Consider the following 18,361-nt stretch of genomic DNA (forward strand, 5'->3'; position numbering starts at 1 on the left):
CATACGAGAAAGTTATGTTGGGACAACGAGATCGCTCTGATGACCCTCTCGGAAGTCTACGCGTCGAAGCTCCGACATGTAGGCAACCTCACAGATGGTTGTTTTCGGGCCACAGCTTTGTAGATTGATTTCGCTTTGCTTGGCTGTAGCCCCAGCATGATGCCGACAGCGAACGTCGCGAGGCCGGACCCGATCGGGATGACATCGCGCAACCAGCGAACGGATCGGCCGCGATGAAGAATGCCGAACAGCGTGTGGATGGTGCCCTTCTGCTCCTGACCGACCTGTCCCACATCGCCGCCGCAGGCAATGGGCGCCTATCGAACGGCATCTGCTGACGAGACTGACAGGGCCGGATCGGGACGACGACCGGCGCACCATCAGCGGCATCATTCGCATGCTGCAATCGGGTGCGCGATGGCGCGATTGCTCGCATGAGTACGGCCCTAACACTACGATCTACAATCGCTTCAATCGCTGGGCGAAGCGAGGACGATGGTGCGCAATTTTCGAAGCGCTGGCCAAGCCTGGTGAAGATGGGGTTGTGCTGTCCCGGCCGGTCGTCCTGCATCTGGACGGCAGGCCAGGATGCCGATATCGCGGCGGCTCCCGGTGTCCTGGTGCTCGCGCCAGCCATGAGTAACGCTCCTCGCCGACAAAGGGCACGACGGTGACAAGCTTCGCAGCGAAATCATTCGTGGCGGCGCCAAACCCGTGATCCCCTATAAATCTAACCGTGTTTTCATCCAGCGCTGCAACAAATGCGCCTACAAAGGCCGAAACGTCTCGAACGCTGCTTTTGCAGGCGCAAGGACTTCCGGCGCATCGCCACGCGGTATGACAAGCTCGCCCGGAATTTCTTGGCCGCTGTGCATCTTCGCTCTCGTCGCATATTGGCTCAATTGAATCTGGATCTTAGTCTTCTTGGGCGCGGCGGTCGGCTTGAATTTCTTCCGGGTCCAGAATATGACGGCGGTCAGTCCAAGCGGCAGCCCTTCAGTCGTCACGGCCAGGCTCGAGTGCATCAGGATGCCGCAAACCGTGTGCGATCTCAGCCGGCCCGCCTTGTCCCGGCCGCTGTTTATGCTCTTGGTGATTCTGATCGCGTCTGAGTTCTCTCTTTGATAGCTGAACTCGATCGTATCATGGAGCACCAGAACCGGACCGCCGGTGGCAATGGTGCGCTCACGCGTCAATTGAAAGTGGCCAGCCAGAATGTCCGCTTCGCTGACCCGGTCATTAGAGAAGAGGCGATAGGCTGCTTTCGTATTCGCCCAATCCTGGCAGACGAGCGGATATTTGTCCCAAAGCGTTTCCAATCTGCGTGAGCAGTTTGCGGAATCTGTCGCCGAGCCGCGCGTCCTAAACTAGCATCCCCTAGTCTCTCGATCGATGCAACGTTCACCGCCTAACAATCGCAAACGGCTTTTTGCCGATCGATCCCTCAATGTGAGCCCCATAGAGCCCCCTCGCCAATCAGGTGCTCAGCAAGGAACCACAAGTGATTCTTCCGATTCAAGATTTTGCCGATCAGCGGATCGGTTCGAGAGGAGATAGTTATGGGTAATTGAAACCCGGTCAACCGCGCCAGTCGCGGCGCTCCGCGCCATCCTGGCGCACCCAAAACAGGCCCCTGCCCGTGGGCAGGGGCCTTCGATCCACTGACTTAAGTACAGATCAATATTTGAGAAGAGTCGGACCACCGAACTTGTAGTTCAGACGTGCAGTCATAAGATCGAGATCCTGTCGGATGCGATCGGCGCCCAGTGAACCAGCAGCAACGACGAAGTTCACGTCGGCATCCCGCAAGAACAAGTGGTCGTATTCGACGCTCACCGACCAGTTCGGCCCGAACCCGAATTCGATCCCGGCGCCCACAGTAGCGCCCCAAGGGCTGGTATTGGAGCTCGCGAGCTGCACGCCCGAGATTACGGACTTGACCTGGTAGGTGTTGCTCGTCACTGCGGCGCCACCTTTGACGTAATACAGTAGGTTGTCGAACGCGTAACCGATCTGGCCCGTCACCGTACCAAACGCATCAATCTTGCTCGGTTGACGTCCGAAAACGGGATGCTGATATTGGATCCGCTCAGATCAGCCCAGTTCCCCTGGCCTTCAACGCCCAGCACGATGTGGCCGATCTGCCATCGTTGGCCGATCTGACCACCTACGGTCATGCCGGTCGCATCATGGCAGCCCTCATGCGTGCGGCTATTGTAATCCCAGCAATTCGAGCTTGAACCCAAGCCGCCGTTCATACCGACGTAAAGGCCGCTCCAGTCGTAAATTGCAGCCGCGACAGGCTGCGGAGCTTCGGAGTAGAGAGGTTGGACAGGCCGCGCAGCCAGGTCTGCAGCGGATGCGGGCGCCACCGCGCCAAGCGCCACAATGGTCACAGTCGTAAGCAAGAAGTTCTTCATTTCTACTCTCATGTCTTGAGTGCCCCGAGCCTCGTGCGTCTTAATAATGTGGCGCGAATTGCTGTAACTGCATCGCAACATTTGCGCCGAAACAAATGCGTGAACCGAACGCTGCGTCAGGTTACGGCGTCGCAGATCATCTCCAACAACGTTGCAATGCTCCTTCGCGCGCGAGCGTAGATTGCGTAAGACTGCGAACAGCGGGCCCGCTGATTTCAGCGGAGTAAGCGTACGGCAAGTCAGATCGTGGCAAGCCACACCGCAAGTGAGAAGAGCGAAGCGGTTTGCAAAACTCTTGCTCTTCTCCCGTGCCGCCACTAAAGACCCCGTTACGACCATGCTCGTGTTGCACCCACCGGCCCTAGAGATCAGATGAAGTCTATTCGATTGAATCAATGTCCTGCAGATGCTGCCCCGTTCGTCGCAGATTCCGCTGTGTCCGCGCTCGACAGAGCATGCGAATGACAACCTCCGCCGTCGGCGGATGAAGGATGCGGCCCGAAGAATTTTGCTTATTGGTTCAGCGAGCCGTTCTCCACCCGAGGCTTCCTACCACACCGCCAATGCCCAGACCGCCGATAACGCTGGCCGATCGTTCCTGCGCTTGCCGCCGGATATTGGATCCTCCATGACCCTTGCGCGAGCGCTTGGGTGAGCGTGCGAGTAGCCTCTTGCGAGGAACGAGGTGGCCAATGACCGCGGTGAGTTCATCTTCTGAGCTGAAATTCTAGGTCGATAAAGGACAGCGAGCATGTTCGTCTCATTCTTCCCGCGGCCACGTTTATTCTTTCCGTCGTCAGTTCTGTGGACTGCGTTGGCGATGGCGTTTTGGTATGGATTTGCCGGCAATCTCTTTCAATCCCCGGACAAGCCGGGTGGGCTTGCGACGTTCTGGTCGGTCTCGGCGCTGTGGTTTGATCTCTATTTTGCGCTGACCGTTACGGTGTTCGCGGCTGCATGGATGTTATTTGCCCCGCATCCCTGGGCGACTTGGTCCATTCTTGGTTCAGCGCTGATCCTGTTCACCTCTTACTTTCAGGTCCAGGTCTCAGTCGCGATCAACAGCTGGTATGGGCCTTTCTACGACCTGATCCAGGCTGCGCTTTCGAAGTCGGCGCCGGTCACGGTTGAGCAGTTCTACAACGAATTGTCGACCTTTGCCGGCATCGCGCTCGTGGCCGTCGTGGTCGGCGTGATGACACGATTTTTCGTCAGCCACTACATCTTCCGCTGGCGCACGGCGATGAACGATTTCTATGTCGCCAACTGGCCACGGCTGCGCACGATAGAAGGCGCCTCCCAGCGTGTCCAGGAAGACACCATGCGTTTTGCCAGCACCATGGAAGGTCTGGGCGTCAATCTCATCAGCGCGGTGCTGACGCTGTTGGCCTTCCTGCCGGTTCTGGTGAGGCTGTCCAGCAACGTCACCGAGCTGCCTCTGTTCGGCTCTATTCCTTATCCGCTGGTGTTCGCCGCAGTCATCTGGTCGATCCTGGGTACCGGCGTTCTCGCGCTTATCGGCATCCGTCTGCCCGGAATTGAATTTTTCAACCAGCGGGTCGAAGCGGCCTATCGCAAGGAGCTGGTGCTCGGCGAGGATAATGCGGCGCGTGCCAATGCTCCGACATTGAGCGTGCTGTTTAGCGACATTCGCAGGAATTACTTCCGTCTCTATCTGAATTTCATGTACTTTAATATCGGCCGGATCGTCTATCTGCAGACTGACGTCATCTTTCCTTATCTGCTGCTTGCGCCTACAATCATCGCGGGCAAGATCACCCTCGGCGCGATGAATCAAATCCTCAACGCATTCACGCAAGTGCGAACCTCGTTTCAGTATCTCGTCAACTCCTGGAGCACGATCGTCGAACTAATCTCGATCTATCAGCGGCTGCGGAGCTTTGAGGCAAAGATCCACGGTGGGCTACTGCCGTCAATCGAGGCACAAAATGAGCCAGCCTCATGATTGGCGTAGCTGTAGTACGTGACGAAACCCGGCCCTTGAGCCGCTCGCCGCACAACCGATCCGACGCCTCCCACAGCGCGGTCATCGCGTCCTTGATCGTAGCGCCATATCGACGCTTGCGCTCTCGCGGTGCCTCGACGGGCCCGGGTCCAACGGTTGCGCGTGCCCGAATTGCACGTACCGCATGCTTGCGATGCCCGCCCGTCATCGCGCATATCGCATCGAGGATGCGCCTCTTTTCCGCCAGGTTGGCCGACCGGTAACGATCCGTTGCGGCCGACACCACCTGCCGCCGCGCGCCAGCCGATCTTTCCCACCCTAGAGGCCACCGGAGCAATTCGATGGCGCCCGGCCAATCACCGGCGAGAAGTTGTCCAGTAACAATCCGGATGCGGCAATGCGCCTCAGTTCGGCGTCTCCGAGGACGCTCGGGGGCCGCAGCATGCGAAGCATCTCCGAATTCCGCTCAATACGGCTTTCGCAACATCGGCGTAAGTGGCGGTGAGCAACCGTGCTGTATCTCTCCAATAATCTTGAAACCGTGGCGTTGGTAAAAGGGAATGTTTTCAGGATTCGAACTTTCGAGGTAGGCAGCGATGCCCTGCTCATCACAGCGTTGAAGAGCGTACTTCATCAGCAATGTGCCAAGCCCTTGTCCGGCCCAGTTCGGATCGACAGCGATCAGGGGCAAATACCAATGTGGCTCGCAGGGATGATGTTCGGCCATTCCCTGGCGTAGGTGTGCCATATGTTCGCTGATTTCCGGTCGCAGGGACAGCGCCATGATAGCGTCCAGCGCATCCTCATCCTGCTGCACGCCGGGAGGCAGCCACAGGGCCGCGGCGCGACTGTCTCGCGTGACGTACGCTGTGCCGTGCTGGAATGCTCGTCCGCCACAGGCCTTGATGAACTGAGTCATGTTGCCAACATATTGCCCAGGGTCCGGCCAACTCCAACGCATCAGAGGATCGGCGGCGAAGCCGAGGACAATTGTCCAGACGATTCTTGCCCGAACGCTTGCGTTCGTCGAGGTGACGCCCGGCTCCGTTGTCATGAGACCGCTTTTCAAACGCAGAGTTGCAGGTTGGAGCACAGGACCGATACCTTCGGACGTGAGCGGAGTGGATGAGCCCCCGAAGATTCATCGGATGCCTTTAGTTTCCGTCTCCGGCTCTCATCCTGCCTCAGAAGGCCGCTTTCGACGGCCGCTTCGGAAGCTTCCTCGCTGGAGCCTCAGACCCTTGGAGCTGGATCTGGCGAGGAGTCGTGCTTTCGGGCATGAGAGCGTCATCTGGATCCTGCCCTTTCCGAAAGGAAGGGCTCATTTCATCGGCGTCGGCAACTCTGGCAGCCTTCCGAAAGCAGCGAAAAGGACGATTTGAGTTACAAGGTGATCTTGTTTCACCAGATCTTGCGAGTTGCATTCGCCGACGACTCTAAGCGCCGCAGTATAATTTGGAACCTGCCAACCCAGGTAGGTGCTTAGCATTCGGTCAAGCAATGTCTCTGCCCTAAGGATTGCCAACGACTCCTCCTTCGGCCTCACCGCAGTGATCGTCAACGTCGACATCCGTGAACGCAGGCACTCGTCTTGATCGGCTGCTGGTCGGGCAATTCCATCGCCGCATCATGCTGCTGATCGGCATCGGAATGTTTTTCGAGGGTTTCGACATCTACATTGCCGGTACCGTGCTGAGCGTGATGCTGAAGACTAGGTTTTGGACCCTCGCCCAGAATGCGGTGCTCATCTCCGCGACCTTCGTCGGCATGACGCTTGGATCGTTGCGTACTCGGTTCCTCGGTGACCGCTATGGACGCCGCTTCGCGCCACGATCTTGCCCAGCAGCCAGGCGCAGCGCTCGATCTGCGTCAGGTCCAAGTCGGGCAATGCGCAGTGTTCGAAAAGCGATATACTTCCAGCCGTCGGCGAGCGTGACCGGCGCCGTTCGCCGATCCAGCACGATGTCCAGATAGTCGTCCTTGCACCGGCGCAGGGCGGTGCCGCCCATGCTCGCTGCATCGGGCGACGGCGTTGCGTCGGATCGGACCGACGGCAGCGGGCGCACGCCGCCGCCTTTCGCGCGTTCAGCCCGGCGCACGCTGGCCTGCACCCGCGGCGTTGCTGCGGTAGCGGCTGGTCGAGGTCTGGTAGTACTGCGCGCAGATGGCCGCCATGGCCTCGATCAACGCTCCCCACGGCGCGGGAAAGCATTCTTCCGCCATCAGGCGGTGCAGCATGCGCGTATGGCCGGCCAGCTCGTCGTTGAGGAACTCCACCACAGGCATAGCCGGATAGCGCTGCAGCAGCAGGATCGCCGCGTTGTCGGCCTCGCCGGCCGACTTGTCCTTGTCGCGTCCATGCAGATCGTTCTGCAGGCGCCCTATCGCGGAGATGAGCCGCAGGACGTGCCGAAATGCCGGACGCGCGCGCAAGGTCGCCATGTCCAGCCCCCACAGCAACGACAGGCAACAGAACACATTCGCGTAGGCGATCGAATCGATGCCGTTGCGCAAGTACTCGGCGTAGGACCAGCGTTCCGCCCCTGCCGCCTGCGCGTGTCCGGCGCGCAGCGCCGCGCAGTAGCGCCGAGTATCGTCCAGAAGCTGAGCATAGTCGCGACGATCGTAGGCGAGTGCGGCCAGCGAGACGCGCAGCACAGCGCAGCCCTCGAATCCGGGGAGCGCGCACGGCACGCCCTGCCCCAGCGCCTGCTCCACCGCCGCGAGCTGCTCCGGCGCGATCAAGCCAACGTCGTTGCAATCGTCGAGCCAGAACAGCAGCGCCAGTTCGCGATAGAACGCCACGATCAGCGTTTCGTCCTGCGGATCGCGGCCGGTGCGGGCGCTGGCGTCGCGCAGGCTCGGGTGGATGCGCTGCAGGATGTACTGGCCGCCCCTGACCGCTTCCTCGGCATGCTCATCGGCGAACCCGGTCAGGGAATGCCCCCACTCCAGCACCTGCTGCAGCGCGCGTTCGGTCTGGATCATGGCACCGCTCCTGCTGCCTCGGCCAGGGCGCGTTGGCCCCAATGAAGCGCCAGCCACAAGCCGGCGAGTTCAGCCACGCGCACGACCCGCGTGGGGCAATACAGTTCCTTGCCGATCCACAGCGGCGTCTGCGGTAATGGATGCGCCGCATGGCGGGCGAGCATCCACTCCAGCGCACGCGCCACCGCCTGCGCGATGCGCCGGCGCCCTGTCGCCTCTTCGCTCCCGTCCATCACGTGCAACGCGAACAGCGCATAGGCGGTTTCCTCGAATGTGGACGCGCGACCGGCGCCCCAGCCGCCGTCGTTGCGCTGCGCCCGCAGCAGCGCCGCCAGCGCGCGCTCGTCGCGCCACTGGGGCTTGCCTTGCGCCAGCGCTGCTACCGCGTGCGCGGTGGGATACAGCCACGAAACGTGCCATTTTTCGTTGTTCCATAGACCCTGCGGGTTGCGATTGGCCTCGACGTAGGCGGTGGTGCCGGCAGTGGGCTTTCCCAACAGTCGCAACGCATGCAGGGCATGGATGTTGGTCGACACCGAGGCATTGCGCTCGCCGGGGAAGGTGACGAACAGCTCGCCGCATTCGAAATGGCGCAACGCATCGACCGCCCGCTCGCGGCCTGCAAGGCGCAGGACGCACAACGCAATCGCGGTGTCGTCCGCATCGGCCGCGAAGTGCAAGGACGGGCCCAGACCGCGCACGCCCAAGCGGGCGTCGAGCTGCAAGACGATCACGTGCACCGCCTCGGCGAGCGCGGGATGTGTGAACAGCCCGGCCAAATGCAGGGTGTACAGCGACCAGCATGGCTCGAACACATTGATCGGCCAGACGTTGGGAATGACACCTTCGATGCCGCTGCGCGTCGCGCGCGATGCTGCCTGCAGATACGCGTCGGCGCGCCCGACCTGCGGCGTGCTCTCCTGTGTCACGGCCTGCGCACGCCAGGCGGCGGTGGCCGCCGGACTGATACCGATGCTGCCGTCGTGATCCGGGCATGCGGTGCTCGGCGACGTCCCCCAGGCTTCCCAGGAGTGCAGCAACGGATGGCCGCTCGGCAACGTCGCCATTGCCCCAAGCTTGACCAGGCACGCTTGCCGCAACGGCAACAGCGCCAGGTGGCGCGGAAACGCCACGCCGTCCAGCAAGGATGCGGCCTCGGCGCAAAGCTGCGGCAGGATCAGCTCCGCGCCGATCGGCGCGTCTTCCGGCACCGCATGCGCGTAGGGATCGGGCAGGCGTTCGAGGAACCGGGTTGCAGCCTGGACCGCGTCGGCAGCGCTGGGAAGAGGATCGGCACTCTGCAATGCCAGCAACGCCGCCCACGTGGGCGCATGGCGGAACAGCGGGAAGTCCGCACTTCCCCATCCGCCATCGGCCTGTTGCTGCGCGATGAGCCACGCATATGCGTCCTGCCGACCGGTGACGTTGCCGTGGAATTGCAGAGCTCGCGCCGTGTCGTAGACGGACGGACCGACGCTGCCGCCGTCGCTCATCTCGCTCAGCAAGTGGCGCAATTCGGAAAGGATCTGTTCCGACCGCGCGTTCACGCGCCCTGCTCCTTCTCCAGTCCGTTGACGAGAACCAGGATCGGGCAGACGCCGCGCGCGTCGCCGCAGGCCCGTCGCGGCCCCGCGCATGGGCAGCGCCGGACGGCCGCCCTGCTCCGGCGCGGCGAGGTGCCCCGATCCTGGCGCCGGTCCGCCGCATAGGCTTGCGCGTAGCCCGCCGCGGGCGCTGCGGCCGTGCTGGGCAATCGCTGCGATCGGCGCCGCGGACTCGGACACAGTGCAGCATGCACGGCTGCCGCCGGTCGATGGCAGCGGCACAGGAGCGACTCCATGCGGACGGGCGCGCTCATGCGCATGGCGTGTGCTTGAGCAGATACGCGTTGGCCCGCTGCAGCATCTGCGCCAACCGTTCCGCACGCGGCCCAAGCGGGGCGATGGCCTCCCCGGCGTCGCGCAACAGATCCAGCGCGAACTGGCGCGCAGCCTGCAGCCCCATGATCGACGCGCAGGTCGGCTTCTGCGCCGCCGCGTCCTTGCCGGGGGTCTTGCCCAGCGTCGCCGTATCTGCTGTCGCATCGAGAATGTCGTCGACCACCTGCAATGCCAGGCCGAAACAGGCGCTATAGCAATCGAGCGCAGAGTACAGCGCAGCGTGTGCAGCATTGTCCGCGATGGCGCATAGCGCGCCCATGCGAACGGACGCGCGCACCAGCGCTCCGCTCTTCATCCGGTGCATCGCCAGGATGCTGTCCAGCTCGACGTGCTTTCCGACCAGCGACAGATCCACTGCCTGCCCGCCTGCGGCACCCTCGGCGGACACTGCCTGCGCCAGTTCGCGCACGAGCGCGATACGGTTGTCGCCCGGCCCATCCAGGCTCGCCAAGGTCAGGAAGGCGTGCGCCTGCAGCGCATCGCCGACAAGGATTGCAGTGGCTTCGCCGAACTTGACATGCACGGTCGGAAGGCCGCGGCGAAGCACGTCGTCGTCCATCGCGGGCAGGTCGTCGTGGACCAGGGTACAGGCGTGCATCATCTCGATGGCGGCGCCGACGTCGTCGAGCATATGCGCCGGCGTGTCGGCTAATGCGCCGGCAGCCATGCAGAGCAAGGCGCGGGTGCGCTTCCCGCCATTCAAGGTGGCGTAGTGCATCGCCGACATCAGCTCGGTCCCACCGTCGTTTTCGGCGCAGAGAAGACGCGCCAGCGCCTGTTCGACCCGTTTTGCGCCGTCCTGCATCCAGATCTCCGGAAGCAGCCTGCCGGATGCGCCGCGCCCCTGCGCGCCCAATCCGCCGAGCGCGGAAACACCAGTTCGTCCGTCGTGTTGCGTGTAACCGGTCTGCATGTCGTTTATGTCCTTGTACCTGACAGGAGACGGCCACGGCGAGTGGCGAGCCGCCGCGGTATTGCCGGCGTGGCTGCCTCGCCACACCGGCGCAAGCGATGCCAGCTCATGAGAATCCGATGCGGATTTTCATGGACGGATGTGCGGTCGGGTAATAGCGCCGGCCTTTTTCCCCGTCGCTCAGCAACCGCGGCCGCACCCCGGCCTTGTGCATGGTCAGCGCCAAGGCGATGCAGAACTGCACCAGTTCCAGCCATACCAGGTGGTAGCCGATGCAGACGTGTGGGCCGGTACCGAACTGCAGCATGTCCACCGGCCGGATCGGCTCCCTGCGTTGCAGCCACCGCGCCAGGCGGAACTGATCAGGGGCCTCGTGCAGCAGCGCCGAGGTCGAGAAATGCAGCAGCGGGATGCACAGATGGGTGCCCGCGGGAATGCGCCGCTGGCCGAGTTGTAATTCCTGCAGCGCGCGACGCGGCAGGAGCGTGGTCGTCGGATGCACGCGCAGCGTTTCGCGGAACAGGGCCTCGGCGACGGGACACTGCGCCAGGTCCGCGTGCCGGGTCGGCACCGCGCCGACGCGTTGCGCCTCCTCGACCAGGGTGTCCCACAGCATAGGCTGGCGCGCCAGCTCGACCACCATCCAGGCCATCGTCGAGGCGGTGGTGTCGTGACCGGCAAGCAGCAGCAAGCGGATATTGGCGATCAGGACGTCATCGGAGAGCGCATCGTCGCTTCGATCGAAGGCGCTCACCATGTGCTTGATCAACCCGGTACGCGCGGCATGCGCACGCGCGTCTCGGATGAACTGGCGCAACTGCGCGTCGATCCAGTCGCGGGCGGCGCGGCCGCGCCGCAAGGGCAGTCCGGGCAGATCGATCGGGGGCGCGACGATCAACTGCAGCAGTTGCCGGTACTTGCGATGCCATCCCGGCAGGTCCTGCGCGGGGATTCCCATCAGGCTGAAGATGAGCTTGAGCATCAGGTCGCCGGTTTCGCGCAGGATGGTTACCTCCCGGCGGTCGCGCCACGCCTGCACCCGCGCTCGGATGACGGGCGCGAACAGGTCGCCGATGCCGGCCTGGGTCAGCCCCTTGGGCAGGAACGCCGCCTTGATCGCATCGCGCGCCTGCCGGTGCGCGCCGCCGTCCTGGGCGACCAACGTTCCGGCAAACAATTCGGGCGCGATCTCCTCGATCAGCGCCGAGGACACGTCCTTGTGCCGGAGCAGAGCGAACGCATCCGGATCCACGCAGGTCATCAGGTGTCCGGCAGGGCCGAAATCCAGCCAAAAGTGGCTGCCCAGCGTCCGTTCCGCGCGCCGCAGCAAGCTCGGCAGGTCACACACGATGGCGGGAAGATGCCCGACCAGGGGGAAAGCGCCGGGCACGACCGGTATGTCGAGCCGCAGCCGGTGCCGACGGTTTAGCGGGTTGAGCAGCATGTTCATCCGCAGCGCGGCGCCGCGGCCGCTTCGGCGGTGTCGCCGGCACGCCGCGCGACGCGGCTGTTGCCACCGTCGGCGTACGTCGGCACATGCGCCAGCATGCCGCCGTCGATGCACACGACCTGGCCGGTGATGAACGCCGCATCGTCGGAGAGCAGAAACGCCACCAGCGCAGCCACGTCCTCGGGGCGGCCGATGCGCGGCAGGAGCTGGTGCCGGCGCAGATGCCGTTGCTTGCACTCGTCCAGCTTGGCGAGGAGACGCTCGGTCATGATGAGACCCGGCGCAACCGCGTTGCAGCGGATCTGCGCTTGACCGTACTGGGTGGCAAGCGAGGCCGAGAGCATGTTCATCGCCGCCTTAGACGCGGCGTAGGCCGTCTGCGCGGTATCACCGCTGAGCCCCTGGCATGACGACATATTGACGATCGCGCCACCGCCGCGGGCGATCATCCGTGGGATGGCCTGCCGGCAGCAGAGCAGCGTGCCGCGCAGATTGGTCGCCATGGTCTGATCCCAGACCGCCAGATCCAGGTCGCGGATCGCGCCGTCGCGCGGGGTCAGATGCATGGCGCTCGCGTTGTTCACCAGCAGCTCGACGCCACCGAAGTGCCGCTCCGCCGTCTCGAACAGCACTGCCACGGCCTGCGCATCGGCGATGTCCATGGCTAGGGCCAGCGCGTGGCCCGCTTCGGCCGCGATCTGCGCGGTGCAGGCGATGGCCGCCGAGCCATCAATGTCGGCCGCCACCACTCTGCCGCCCTCGCGCGCGATGGCAAGCGCGCATGCCTTGCCAATGCCGGCGCCGGCGCCGGTCACTACGGCCACCTTGCCTTCAAACCGTCCCATCGTGTCCTCGGTCTTTCGCGGCATGCCGCTCGGCCTCGGCCGGAGAAGGCGCAGGGTCGGCGCTGGCGCGCTCGTCATCAGTAGCGTCGCCTTCGATGACCCGAATGGCGGCCACCGGGCACTGGCTGGCCGCGAGCCGCACGGCGGCGTGCAGCGCCTGCGGGACCGTCGCCGCGCACACTTCGGCCACGCCGTCCGGTTCGCGCTGGCGAAAGATGCCCGGCAGCGTCAGCACGCACTGCGCGGTGGTTCCGCACAGATCCTGGTCGACCTCGACGCGCATCTCAGCCCCCATTTGCATGCAGCCGCACCCGCAACGCGCGGAATGTCCTAAGGAATGCGGAGGGCTCCCGGGTCGGCTGCTCGGCCAATGCCAGCGTGGGGAAGCGCGCCTGGATCCGCGGCAGGCACTCGGCCAACTGCACCCGGGCGAGTTGCGCACCGAGGCAGAAGTGGATGCCGTGGCCGAAGCTCAGCATGATCTTCCCGTCCGTCGACATGCCAGGACTGGTGCCGTAGAACCGCGCGGGATCGAAGCGATCGGGATCGGCGAAGGCGCCCGGGTCGCGATTGCCGGCCGCGATCAGCACGCGCACGTCCGCGTCCTTCGGGATCACCACGCCGCCCAGCTCGATGTCGCGCCGGGCGATACGCGGAATGGAGCTGAACATGGCGGGCGCGTCGCAGCGCAGGACTTCTTCGACGAATGCCTTCACCCCCACGGCGTCTCCCTGCAACCAGTGCCGCTGTTCGGGATACGCCAGCATCGCCAGGACCGCATGGTCGATGGTCGCAGCAGTGGTGGCGAAACCGCCCAGCAGCATGCCCCATAGCATGCTGATCAACTCCGCATCCGACAATGTGTCGGCATCGTCGTCGTGTGCGCCGACCAGCATCGAGACGATGTCGTGGCAGGGATCGGTGCGCTTGCGCTGTATGAGGTCGCCGAAGTAGGCCTGCACCCTGCCGCTGGCCGCATCCGCCGCGGCGAGCTGGGGATCGCTGGCGTGCGGGCTCAGGCCTTCCAGAATGGTGCCGATGCCGGCGGCGAGCCCGAACATGTCGTCCGGGGGCATGCCGAACAGTTCGGCGAAGACCAGCATGGGCAAGGCCAGCGCGAATTCCCGATGCAGGTCCACCGCCTCCCCGCGCTCCAGCGCGGGCGTCATGCCGTCCAGGCGCGCTGCGACGATGCGCGCGATGCTCGGCCGCAGGTCGTCGATCTGGCGCATGGTGAAATCGCGCGAGATCAGCCGGCGCAGACGCGTATGCGTCGGTGCGTCCTTCATCGCCAGCGTGGACGCCAGCAGATTGAGCGACAGGCTGGTCGCCGCACGCGGAAAATAGCGCGCAAGTTCGCCTGGCGCCGGTCCCCGCAATGCATCGCCCGTGGCCTTGAGCGCCCAACAGATGTCGGCGTGGCGGCTCAACAGAAAGAGGCCCGAGGTCGCGCGATGCACCGGATCGTGCTCGCGCAACCACCGCATGAACGGATACGGGTCGTGGATACACGCTGGCGACGCCAGTTCTGCGAAGGCGTCCCGGCATGCTGCCGTGGTTTGTTGCACGTCCATCTTGGTCACCTGTTGGCTGGCTGATCTGACCGGTGCACGCCAGGCGCCAACAAATTGCGGAGAAGATCGAGATTCCGAGCGGCGTCCGCGCCTCACCAGAGCACCGGAAACTCCTCGAACCCGCCAGTGATGATCTCCTTGCGCAACTTCAGCTCTTCAGGCGCCACGGCCAGGCGCAGCGCGGGAAAGCGCTGGAAGATCGAACCGAACACCACCTTGAGTTCCAGCCTGGCCAACGCCAAGCCGATGCAGTAGTGCGGCCCATAGGAGAACGCCAGGTGCGGCTTTGCGTCGCGTCCGATGTCGAAGATTTCCGGGTCTTTGAAATGGCGCCGATCGAACGACGTCGCCGACAGGCCGACCAGCACCTTGCTCTCCGCGGGAATATGCACGCCCGCGACGATCACGTCGGTCCTCGGATAACGCATGATGCCGTCCCAGCCCGCGCCCGGCGGGTACATGCGCAGAATTTCCTCCACCGCCTTGTCCACCAAGGATGGATCGCCGACCAGGCGTTCGCGCTGTTGCGGATGGCGGAACATGGCCAGCAGGCCGAATTCGATCTGCGCGACGGTGCTCTCGTGCCCCGCCACCAGCATGCCCGCGGCCAGGCCGATCGCCTCTTCCTCGGTCGCCTTGCCCTGGTCGACCGCAGCGAGCAAATCCGTCAGCAGGTTGTCGCCCGGATCCTGGCGCTTGTCCCGCATCTTTCCGCGGATGTAGGCGCGCAGTTCTTCCCAGGCCAGGCGCGACGCGCTGCGCGGGCCGCTTTCATGCTGGTGCGTCATTACCTCGTCGGACAGCCCGGCGAAAAACGCGTGATCCTCGTAGAGCACGCCCATCAGCGCGCTGATGACCATGGCCGGAAGCGGAAAGGAGAGGTGGCGCCGCAGGTCGGCGGGCTGGGGCTGGGCCGCCAGTGTCTCGAACAACTGCGCGGCGATCGCCTCGACCTGCTGCGCGAGCAGCTTCACCCTGCGGTTGCTGAAGGCCGGCGCCACGATCGTACGTAACCGGGCATGCTCGCCCCCCTCGTGCGAGACCAGCCACCCCGGCGAACCGAGAATTACCGAATCCGGGGTGAATGCCGCCGGCGGCATTCCCGCGGGCCGGAACGCCGCGTCGGACAGCACCGCCTTGGCCTCGTCGTAGCCTGTCACCCACCAGCCTTCGTGCCCGGACGGGAAGCGCACCCGGTGGATCGGACCGTTGGCGCGTAGCGCCAACATCTTGGGCGAGGGCTCGATGTGATCGACGCGCCACATCGGCAGCGTCGGCAAGGGTTGTTCGGACATGGTGACACTTCAGTCTCTACGCGATGGAAGGGCGGAAGGTGACCGGCAGGCGCTGCGGGGCTTCACGTGCGCTTGCGTTCACTTCTGTTCGTCGATGATAATCGGCGGGGAAGGCGGCCGGACCCTAGGGCCTCAAAGTGGCTTTAGCCAACTACCGAATCTTGTAGTGGCGTCCTAAACTAAACGCCTGGTGGCGCAAAAAACATGCGGAAAACTCTGTCGCCACGCGCCGCAATACGGAAACCTATTTCCGATGCGTATCCGCCTATGTTGGTTGGCTACATGCGCGTGTCGTCGGACTCCGACCGCCAGAGCACGGACTTGCAGCGCGATGCGCTGCTCGCCACCGGCGTTGATCTGGTGACCGGCCTGGGGTTCGCCACGACGACGACGATGGTATTTCGCAAGGCTGATAGAGGGCCCGCGTTGATTTTCGATGCAAACGTTATCAACGCGATCGTTGATCCTTCGGGCCCTTGGGAAGCTCCTTTTCAAGAACAAGATCCCTTCTCGGCTCAACGAACTTCCATGCGGCGTGCTGAACTATAGCAACTACGTCGAGGAAGCAGCGGGGCTTGCACGACAACACCTTTCGGGACGATAAGCTCGCAAAGGAAGCAGGTCCGTCAGCCGTCCTGGCGGGCAATGACAGCCGCTGCAAAGAGGCCGGGCTAGCGCTATTTCGTCGTAACGCGTACCGGCAGTGAGCTGAGGGCCCACAATCCACTGCTGTCGCGGTATACCGGCTCGCCCGTTATCTCGATTGATGCGACGCTCGCCGCCAAGGCGGCCAGCACGGCTTCGCCTTCGAGCCGCGCGACCATCTGCCCCACGCAGCCGTGGATCCCGGTGCCGAAGCCGATATGTCCCGAAACGCGCCGGGTGATGTCGAACTGGTCGGGCCGTTCCCACCGCGTTTCGTCGCGATTCGCCGAACCGGCCTGTACACTGCCTCGAGGTCCGCAATCAGTCGCTCGACTTCTGCAAGCCAATTTCGGCAAGGCCGGCGCGTAATACTACTGGATATCGAGGGCATTGATCACCCGAGGTCCGCGCGAACCGGATCCGGAAGTCGGTTGGTGCGGAGAACACGTTCTCAACCGATCTTTAGCGCTTTCGACGCAATGGCCACCGAGTTGGGCGCGCTGATCGAGAAGGTCTGGCGGCACTGGGAGGACAAGGACCGCGCGGGCCCGGACCGTCACGCTGAAGGCTCAAGTCAACGATTTGGACATCATCACGCGCAGCAGGTCCATGCCGATCGCGATTTCGAACCACAGCGAGCTCGAACACTTCTCGATCGCGCTGCTTGAAAGCGAGATGCCCGCTTCAAAGCCGGTTCGGCTTCTTCGGAGTATCGTTGTCCTCGCGCCATGGTGAGGGGCAGGCTGAGCCGCAACTCGGCCCGCCGATTTGAGAGGCGCAGTTTCGAGCAGGATTTCAGGAAGGGGCGTAGGCGCGGGTCGTGTGCAGCGCGGCAGAGCTCATTGGTTAACATTCGTGAATCCCCAAATCGAAAGACTTGCGGTAGGATCAGGTTTTTCCGAGGGTCGCACCCATGTTTGAACAAGCGACTACCGCTCTATTGCGAGCGGTGCTCGACGAGGTCTGCGAAAAGCTACCACGCGACGAGTCCGGCGCTCGCACCCACGTGGCCTGCAAGATCCTGGAAGCCGCAAAGACCGGCGAAACGACCCCGGACGAGCTGCGGCAGATCGGCCGGATAGCGCTGACAGAAGCGCCGACGATGTGGCGTTGATCGGGCGGGTCCGGGGTGAATTTCCAGGTCACAGTCTTGAAAATCCTGGTGAGTTATCCGGAAGGATTCGCCGTGATGGCGGATCTCAAGCGCGACATGGCAATCCTCGCCACCAGCGGCCCGGAATGGGCCGAACGCACCAAGCGGCTGGCCGCGCGCGTGCCCGGGCTCGACATTTTTTCGGACGGTCTCGTTGAGCGTCAAAACGGCGGCTGGAGGATTACTGTGAAGGGACAAGCCGTGCTCGAATCCATGGAGGCGCGCCGGACCGAACACGAACCGGTCGAGAAGGTGCTAGTGGAAACGGCCGGGCCACCAGTGCCATCCTTGCCGCTCCCGGCAGAGCGAGCGAAGCGCCGACGCGCACGGCGCCAGCGTCGCCGCGAAGCCCGCGAACCCGCGCGAGCGCATGCATCTTAAGTGGACAGGGCGCGGCGGCAGCCCAACTCATTGACCAAAGAGTAGATAGCTCCGGTCGATGCCGCGGCGATCCCGCGTCTCGTCGGTCCAGCCGACAGCTCGGCGATAGCTGCCCATCGCGCCGTTCGCTTGAGTGCCCTGACGTGGACGGGCTTGTTCTCATCGGCGAAGGGGGAGACCCAGAGCGCATCCTCGGGACAATAAAGCTCGCAAAGGAAGCAGGTCTGACAGTCGTCCTGACGGGCAATGACCGGAATTCCATAGGTGCCCAGTTTGCCGTGCATCGCCTTCCATACGCTATCGTAATCGGCGAATGCGAAGCCGGTGTTCACGATGCCCGCGCTCGGCACCAGGTGGCAAGGATCGATGACGATTGGTTGAAGAACTCACGCCGCCGCTGCGTACCTGGGGCAGGAGTTCGGTGTCGGAGCCGAGCTGATTGACCGGAAACAGCCTGATCTCCAGCCGGCCGCTCGTCGCTTCGCGGATCGGTCGATCGCCTCTTGCGCCGATATTCACCGGATGGGTCGGATCCTGTCCGGTCGCGAACTTCTAGACGAACTCGGCGGCAGACGCCGGACGGGTCAGAATCCTGCAGAGAGGTACGGCCGTAGCCGCCCTCAACAGCGAACGGCGGCTGATGATTCCGGGCTTCGAGACAATCATGTTTTACTCCTGATCCTGCATTGACGTTGCTGCCGACTGCAAGCTGCGCTGGCGTGCAGCCTTCCGGGCTCTTCACCGGCGCTCGATCGCCGGCATTTGGGCAAGAGCCATCGCTCGCCGCCGCA

The 18,361-nt window shown here is 63.6% G+C and carries 15 protein-coding genes and 7 pseudogenes; 7 read left to right on the top strand and 15 right to left on the bottom strand.

The genetic code is table 11. The annotated features are described in order from the left end of the window. Positions 1-319: 319 nt before the first annotated feature. Positions 320-906 (top strand): annotated as a pseudogene (locus AC0L3B_RS25840) (transposase). Positions 907-1,259: 353 nt separating this feature from the next. Here AC0L3B_RS25840 and AC0L3B_RS25845 read toward each other — a convergent pair. Together AC0L3B_RS25845 and AC0L3B_RS25850 are read right to left on the bottom strand one after the other, a co-directional pair. Then, positions 1,260-1,319 (bottom strand): annotated as a pseudogene (locus AC0L3B_RS25845) (hypothetical protein); the annotation flags it as partial. A 358-nt stretch (positions 1,320-1,677) separates the two neighbouring features. Further along, positions 1,678-2,420: pseudogene (locus tag AC0L3B_RS25850) on the bottom strand (outer membrane protein). A gap of 751 nt (positions 2,421-3,171) precedes the next feature. Between AC0L3B_RS25850 and sbmA the strand changes: the two are divergent. Next, the gene (sbmA, locus tag AC0L3B_RS25855) at positions 3,172-4,386 is read left to right on the top strand and encodes a peptide antibiotic transporter SbmA (RefSeq protein WP_473381281.1); all 1,215 of its coding nucleotides are present in this window, start codon (positions 3,172-3,174) and stop codon (positions 4,384-4,386) included. A gap of 466 nt (positions 4,387-4,852) precedes the next feature. Here sbmA and AC0L3B_RS25860 read toward each other — a convergent pair whose 3' ends face one another. Then, complete coding sequence (locus AC0L3B_RS25860; RefSeq protein WP_473381282.1) at positions 4,853-5,440, bottom strand: GNAT family N-acetyltransferase; 588 nt, start codon at positions 5,438-5,440, stop codon at positions 4,853-4,855. A gap of 518 nt (positions 5,441-5,958) precedes the next feature. Between AC0L3B_RS25860 and AC0L3B_RS25865 the strand changes: the two are divergent. Continuing rightward, positions 5,959-6,210 (top strand): annotated as a pseudogene (locus AC0L3B_RS25865) (MFS transporter); the annotation flags it as partial. Positions 6,211-6,220: 10 nt separating this feature from the next. Here AC0L3B_RS25865 and AC0L3B_RS25870 read toward each other — a convergent pair. The 9 genes and pseudogenes from AC0L3B_RS25870 to AC0L3B_RS25910 form a co-directional block, all read right to left on the bottom strand. Beyond that, positions 6,221-6,452, bottom strand: a pseudogene (locus tag AC0L3B_RS25870) (type 2 isopentenyl-diphosphate Delta-isomerase); the annotation flags it as partial. A gap of 19 nt (positions 6,453-6,471) precedes the next feature. After that, a complete protein-coding gene (locus tag AC0L3B_RS25875; RefSeq protein WP_473381283.1) occupies positions 6,472-7,374 on the bottom strand; it encodes a terpene synthase family protein in 903 nt (300 codons plus the stop codon). Then, a complete protein-coding gene (locus AC0L3B_RS25880; protein ID WP_473381284.1) occupies positions 7,371-8,921 on the bottom strand; it encodes a hypothetical protein in 1,551 nt (516 codons plus the stop codon). The genes AC0L3B_RS25875 and AC0L3B_RS25880 overlap by 4 nt, the downstream gene beginning before the upstream one ends. Before the next feature lie 307 nt (positions 8,922-9,228). After that, positions 9,229-10,227: a polyprenyl synthetase family protein gene (locus AC0L3B_RS25885; protein ID WP_369726187.1), complete on the bottom strand. Its 999-nt coding sequence runs from the start codon at positions 10,225-10,227 to the stop codon at positions 9,229-9,231. Between the two features lie 106 nt (positions 10,228-10,333). Then, a complete protein-coding gene (locus tag AC0L3B_RS25890; RefSeq protein ID WP_473381285.1) occupies positions 10,334-11,677 on the bottom strand; it encodes a cytochrome P450 in 1,344 nt (447 codons plus the stop codon). Then, complete coding sequence (locus tag AC0L3B_RS25895; protein WP_473381301.1) at positions 11,674-12,522, bottom strand: SDR family oxidoreductase; 849 nt, start codon at positions 12,520-12,522, stop codon at positions 11,674-11,676. Before AC0L3B_RS25895 ends, AC0L3B_RS25890 begins: the two co-directional genes overlap by 4 nt. After that, positions 12,509-12,805: a ferredoxin gene (locus tag AC0L3B_RS25900; RefSeq protein ID WP_473381286.1), complete on the bottom strand. Its 297-nt coding sequence runs from the start codon at positions 12,803-12,805 to the stop codon at positions 12,509-12,511. Before AC0L3B_RS25900 ends, AC0L3B_RS25895 begins: the two co-directional genes overlap by 14 nt. A 1-nt stretch (position 12,806) precedes the next feature. Then, positions 12,807-14,096: a cytochrome P450 gene (locus AC0L3B_RS25905; RefSeq protein WP_473381287.1), complete on the bottom strand. Its 1,290-nt coding sequence runs from the start codon at positions 14,094-14,096 to the stop codon at positions 12,807-12,809. Positions 14,097-14,188: 92 nt separating this feature from the next. Continuing rightward, complete coding sequence (locus tag AC0L3B_RS25910; RefSeq protein WP_473381288.1) at positions 14,189-15,391, bottom strand: cytochrome P450; 1,203 nt, start codon at positions 15,389-15,391, stop codon at positions 14,189-14,191. Positions 15,392-15,595: 204 nt separating this feature from the next. Between AC0L3B_RS25910 and AC0L3B_RS25915 the strand changes: the two genes are divergently transcribed. Beyond that, the gene (locus AC0L3B_RS25915; RefSeq protein ID WP_473381289.1) at positions 15,596-15,940 is read left to right on the top strand and encodes a hypothetical protein; all 345 of its coding nucleotides are present in this window, start codon (positions 15,596-15,598) and stop codon (positions 15,938-15,940) included. Between the two features lie 128 nt (positions 15,941-16,068). Here the strand turns inward: AC0L3B_RS25915 and AC0L3B_RS25920 are convergent. Beyond that, positions 16,069-16,329: pseudogene (locus AC0L3B_RS25920) on the bottom strand (cytochrome P450); the annotation flags it as partial. Positions 16,330-16,618: 289 nt separating this feature from the next. Between AC0L3B_RS25920 and AC0L3B_RS25925 the strand changes: the two are divergent. From AC0L3B_RS25925 to AC0L3B_RS25935, 3 genes are all read left to right on the top strand, one after another. Then, complete coding sequence (locus AC0L3B_RS25925; RefSeq protein WP_473381290.1) at positions 16,619-16,771, top strand: hypothetical protein; 153 nt, start codon at positions 16,619-16,621, stop codon at positions 16,769-16,771. A gap of 178 nt (positions 16,772-16,949) precedes the next feature. Next, positions 16,950-17,150, top strand: a complete 201-nt coding sequence (locus AC0L3B_RS25930; protein ID WP_204513598.1) for a hypothetical protein — start codon at positions 16,950-16,952, stop codon at positions 17,148-17,150. A gap of 15 nt (positions 17,151-17,165) precedes the next feature. Continuing rightward, positions 17,166-17,570, top strand: a complete 405-nt coding sequence (locus tag AC0L3B_RS25935) for a hypothetical protein (protein ID WP_473298563.1) — start codon at positions 17,166-17,168, stop codon at positions 17,568-17,570. On the opposite strand, the gene AC0L3B_RS25940 is transcribed toward AC0L3B_RS25935, so the two are convergent. Continuing rightward, positions 17,567-17,854, bottom strand: coding sequence for a hypothetical protein (locus AC0L3B_RS25940; RefSeq protein WP_473381302.1), 288 nt, complete (start codon positions 17,852-17,854; stop codon positions 17,567-17,569). The two genes, AC0L3B_RS25935 and AC0L3B_RS25940, sit on opposite strands and share 4 nt — an antisense overlap. Continuing rightward, positions 17,831-18,236: pseudogene (locus tag AC0L3B_RS25945) on the bottom strand (TRAP transporter substrate-binding protein); the annotation flags it as partial. The pseudogene AC0L3B_RS25945 and the gene AC0L3B_RS25940, both read right to left, overlap by 24 nt. Positions 18,237-18,361 lie beyond the last annotated feature (125 nt).

Source organism: Bradyrhizobium sp. Kon56, from assembly GCF_055807635.1.

Coding starts and splice junctions, on each gene's coding strand:
- sbmA (WP_473381281.1), top strand. CDS start 3,172: ATGTTCGTCTCATTCTTCCCGCGGCCACGTTTATTCTTTCCGTCGTCA.
- AC0L3B_RS25860 (WP_473381282.1), bottom strand. CDS start 5,440: ATGACAACGGAGCCGGGCGTCACCTCGACGAACGCAAGCGTTCGGGCA.
- AC0L3B_RS25875 (WP_473381283.1), bottom strand. CDS start 7,374: ATGATCCAGACCGAACGCGCGCTGCAGCAGGTGCTGGAGTGGGGGCAT.
- AC0L3B_RS25885 (WP_369726187.1), bottom strand. CDS start 10,227: ATGCAGACCGGTTACACGCAACACGACGGACGAACTGGTGTTTCCGCG.
- AC0L3B_RS25890 (WP_473381285.1), bottom strand. CDS start 11,677: ATGAACATGCTGCTCAACCCGCTAAACCGTCGGCACCGGCTGCGGCTC.
- AC0L3B_RS25895 (WP_473381301.1), bottom strand. CDS start 12,522: ATGGGACGGTTTGAAGGCAAGGTGGCCGTAGTGACCGGCGCCGGCGCC.
- AC0L3B_RS25900 (WP_473381286.1), bottom strand. CDS start 12,805: ATGCGCGTCGAGGTCGACCAGGATCTGTGCGGAACCACCGCGCAGTGC.
- AC0L3B_RS25905 (WP_473381287.1), bottom strand. CDS start 14,096: ATGGACGTGCAACAAACCACGGCAGCATGCCGGGACGCCTTCGCAGAA.
- AC0L3B_RS25910 (WP_473381288.1), bottom strand. CDS start 15,391: ATGTCCGAACAACCCTTGCCGACGCTGCCGATGTGGCGCGTCGATCAC.
- AC0L3B_RS25915 (WP_473381289.1), top strand. CDS start 15,596: ATGCGGAAAACTCTGTCGCCACGCGCCGCAATACGGAAACCTATTTCC.
- AC0L3B_RS25930 (WP_204513598.1), top strand. CDS start 16,950: ATGTTTGAACAAGCGACTACCGCTCTATTGCGAGCGGTGCTCGACGAG.
- AC0L3B_RS25940 (WP_473381302.1), bottom strand. CDS start 17,854: ATGCACGGCAAACTGGGCACCTATGGAATTCCGGTCATTGCCCGTCAG.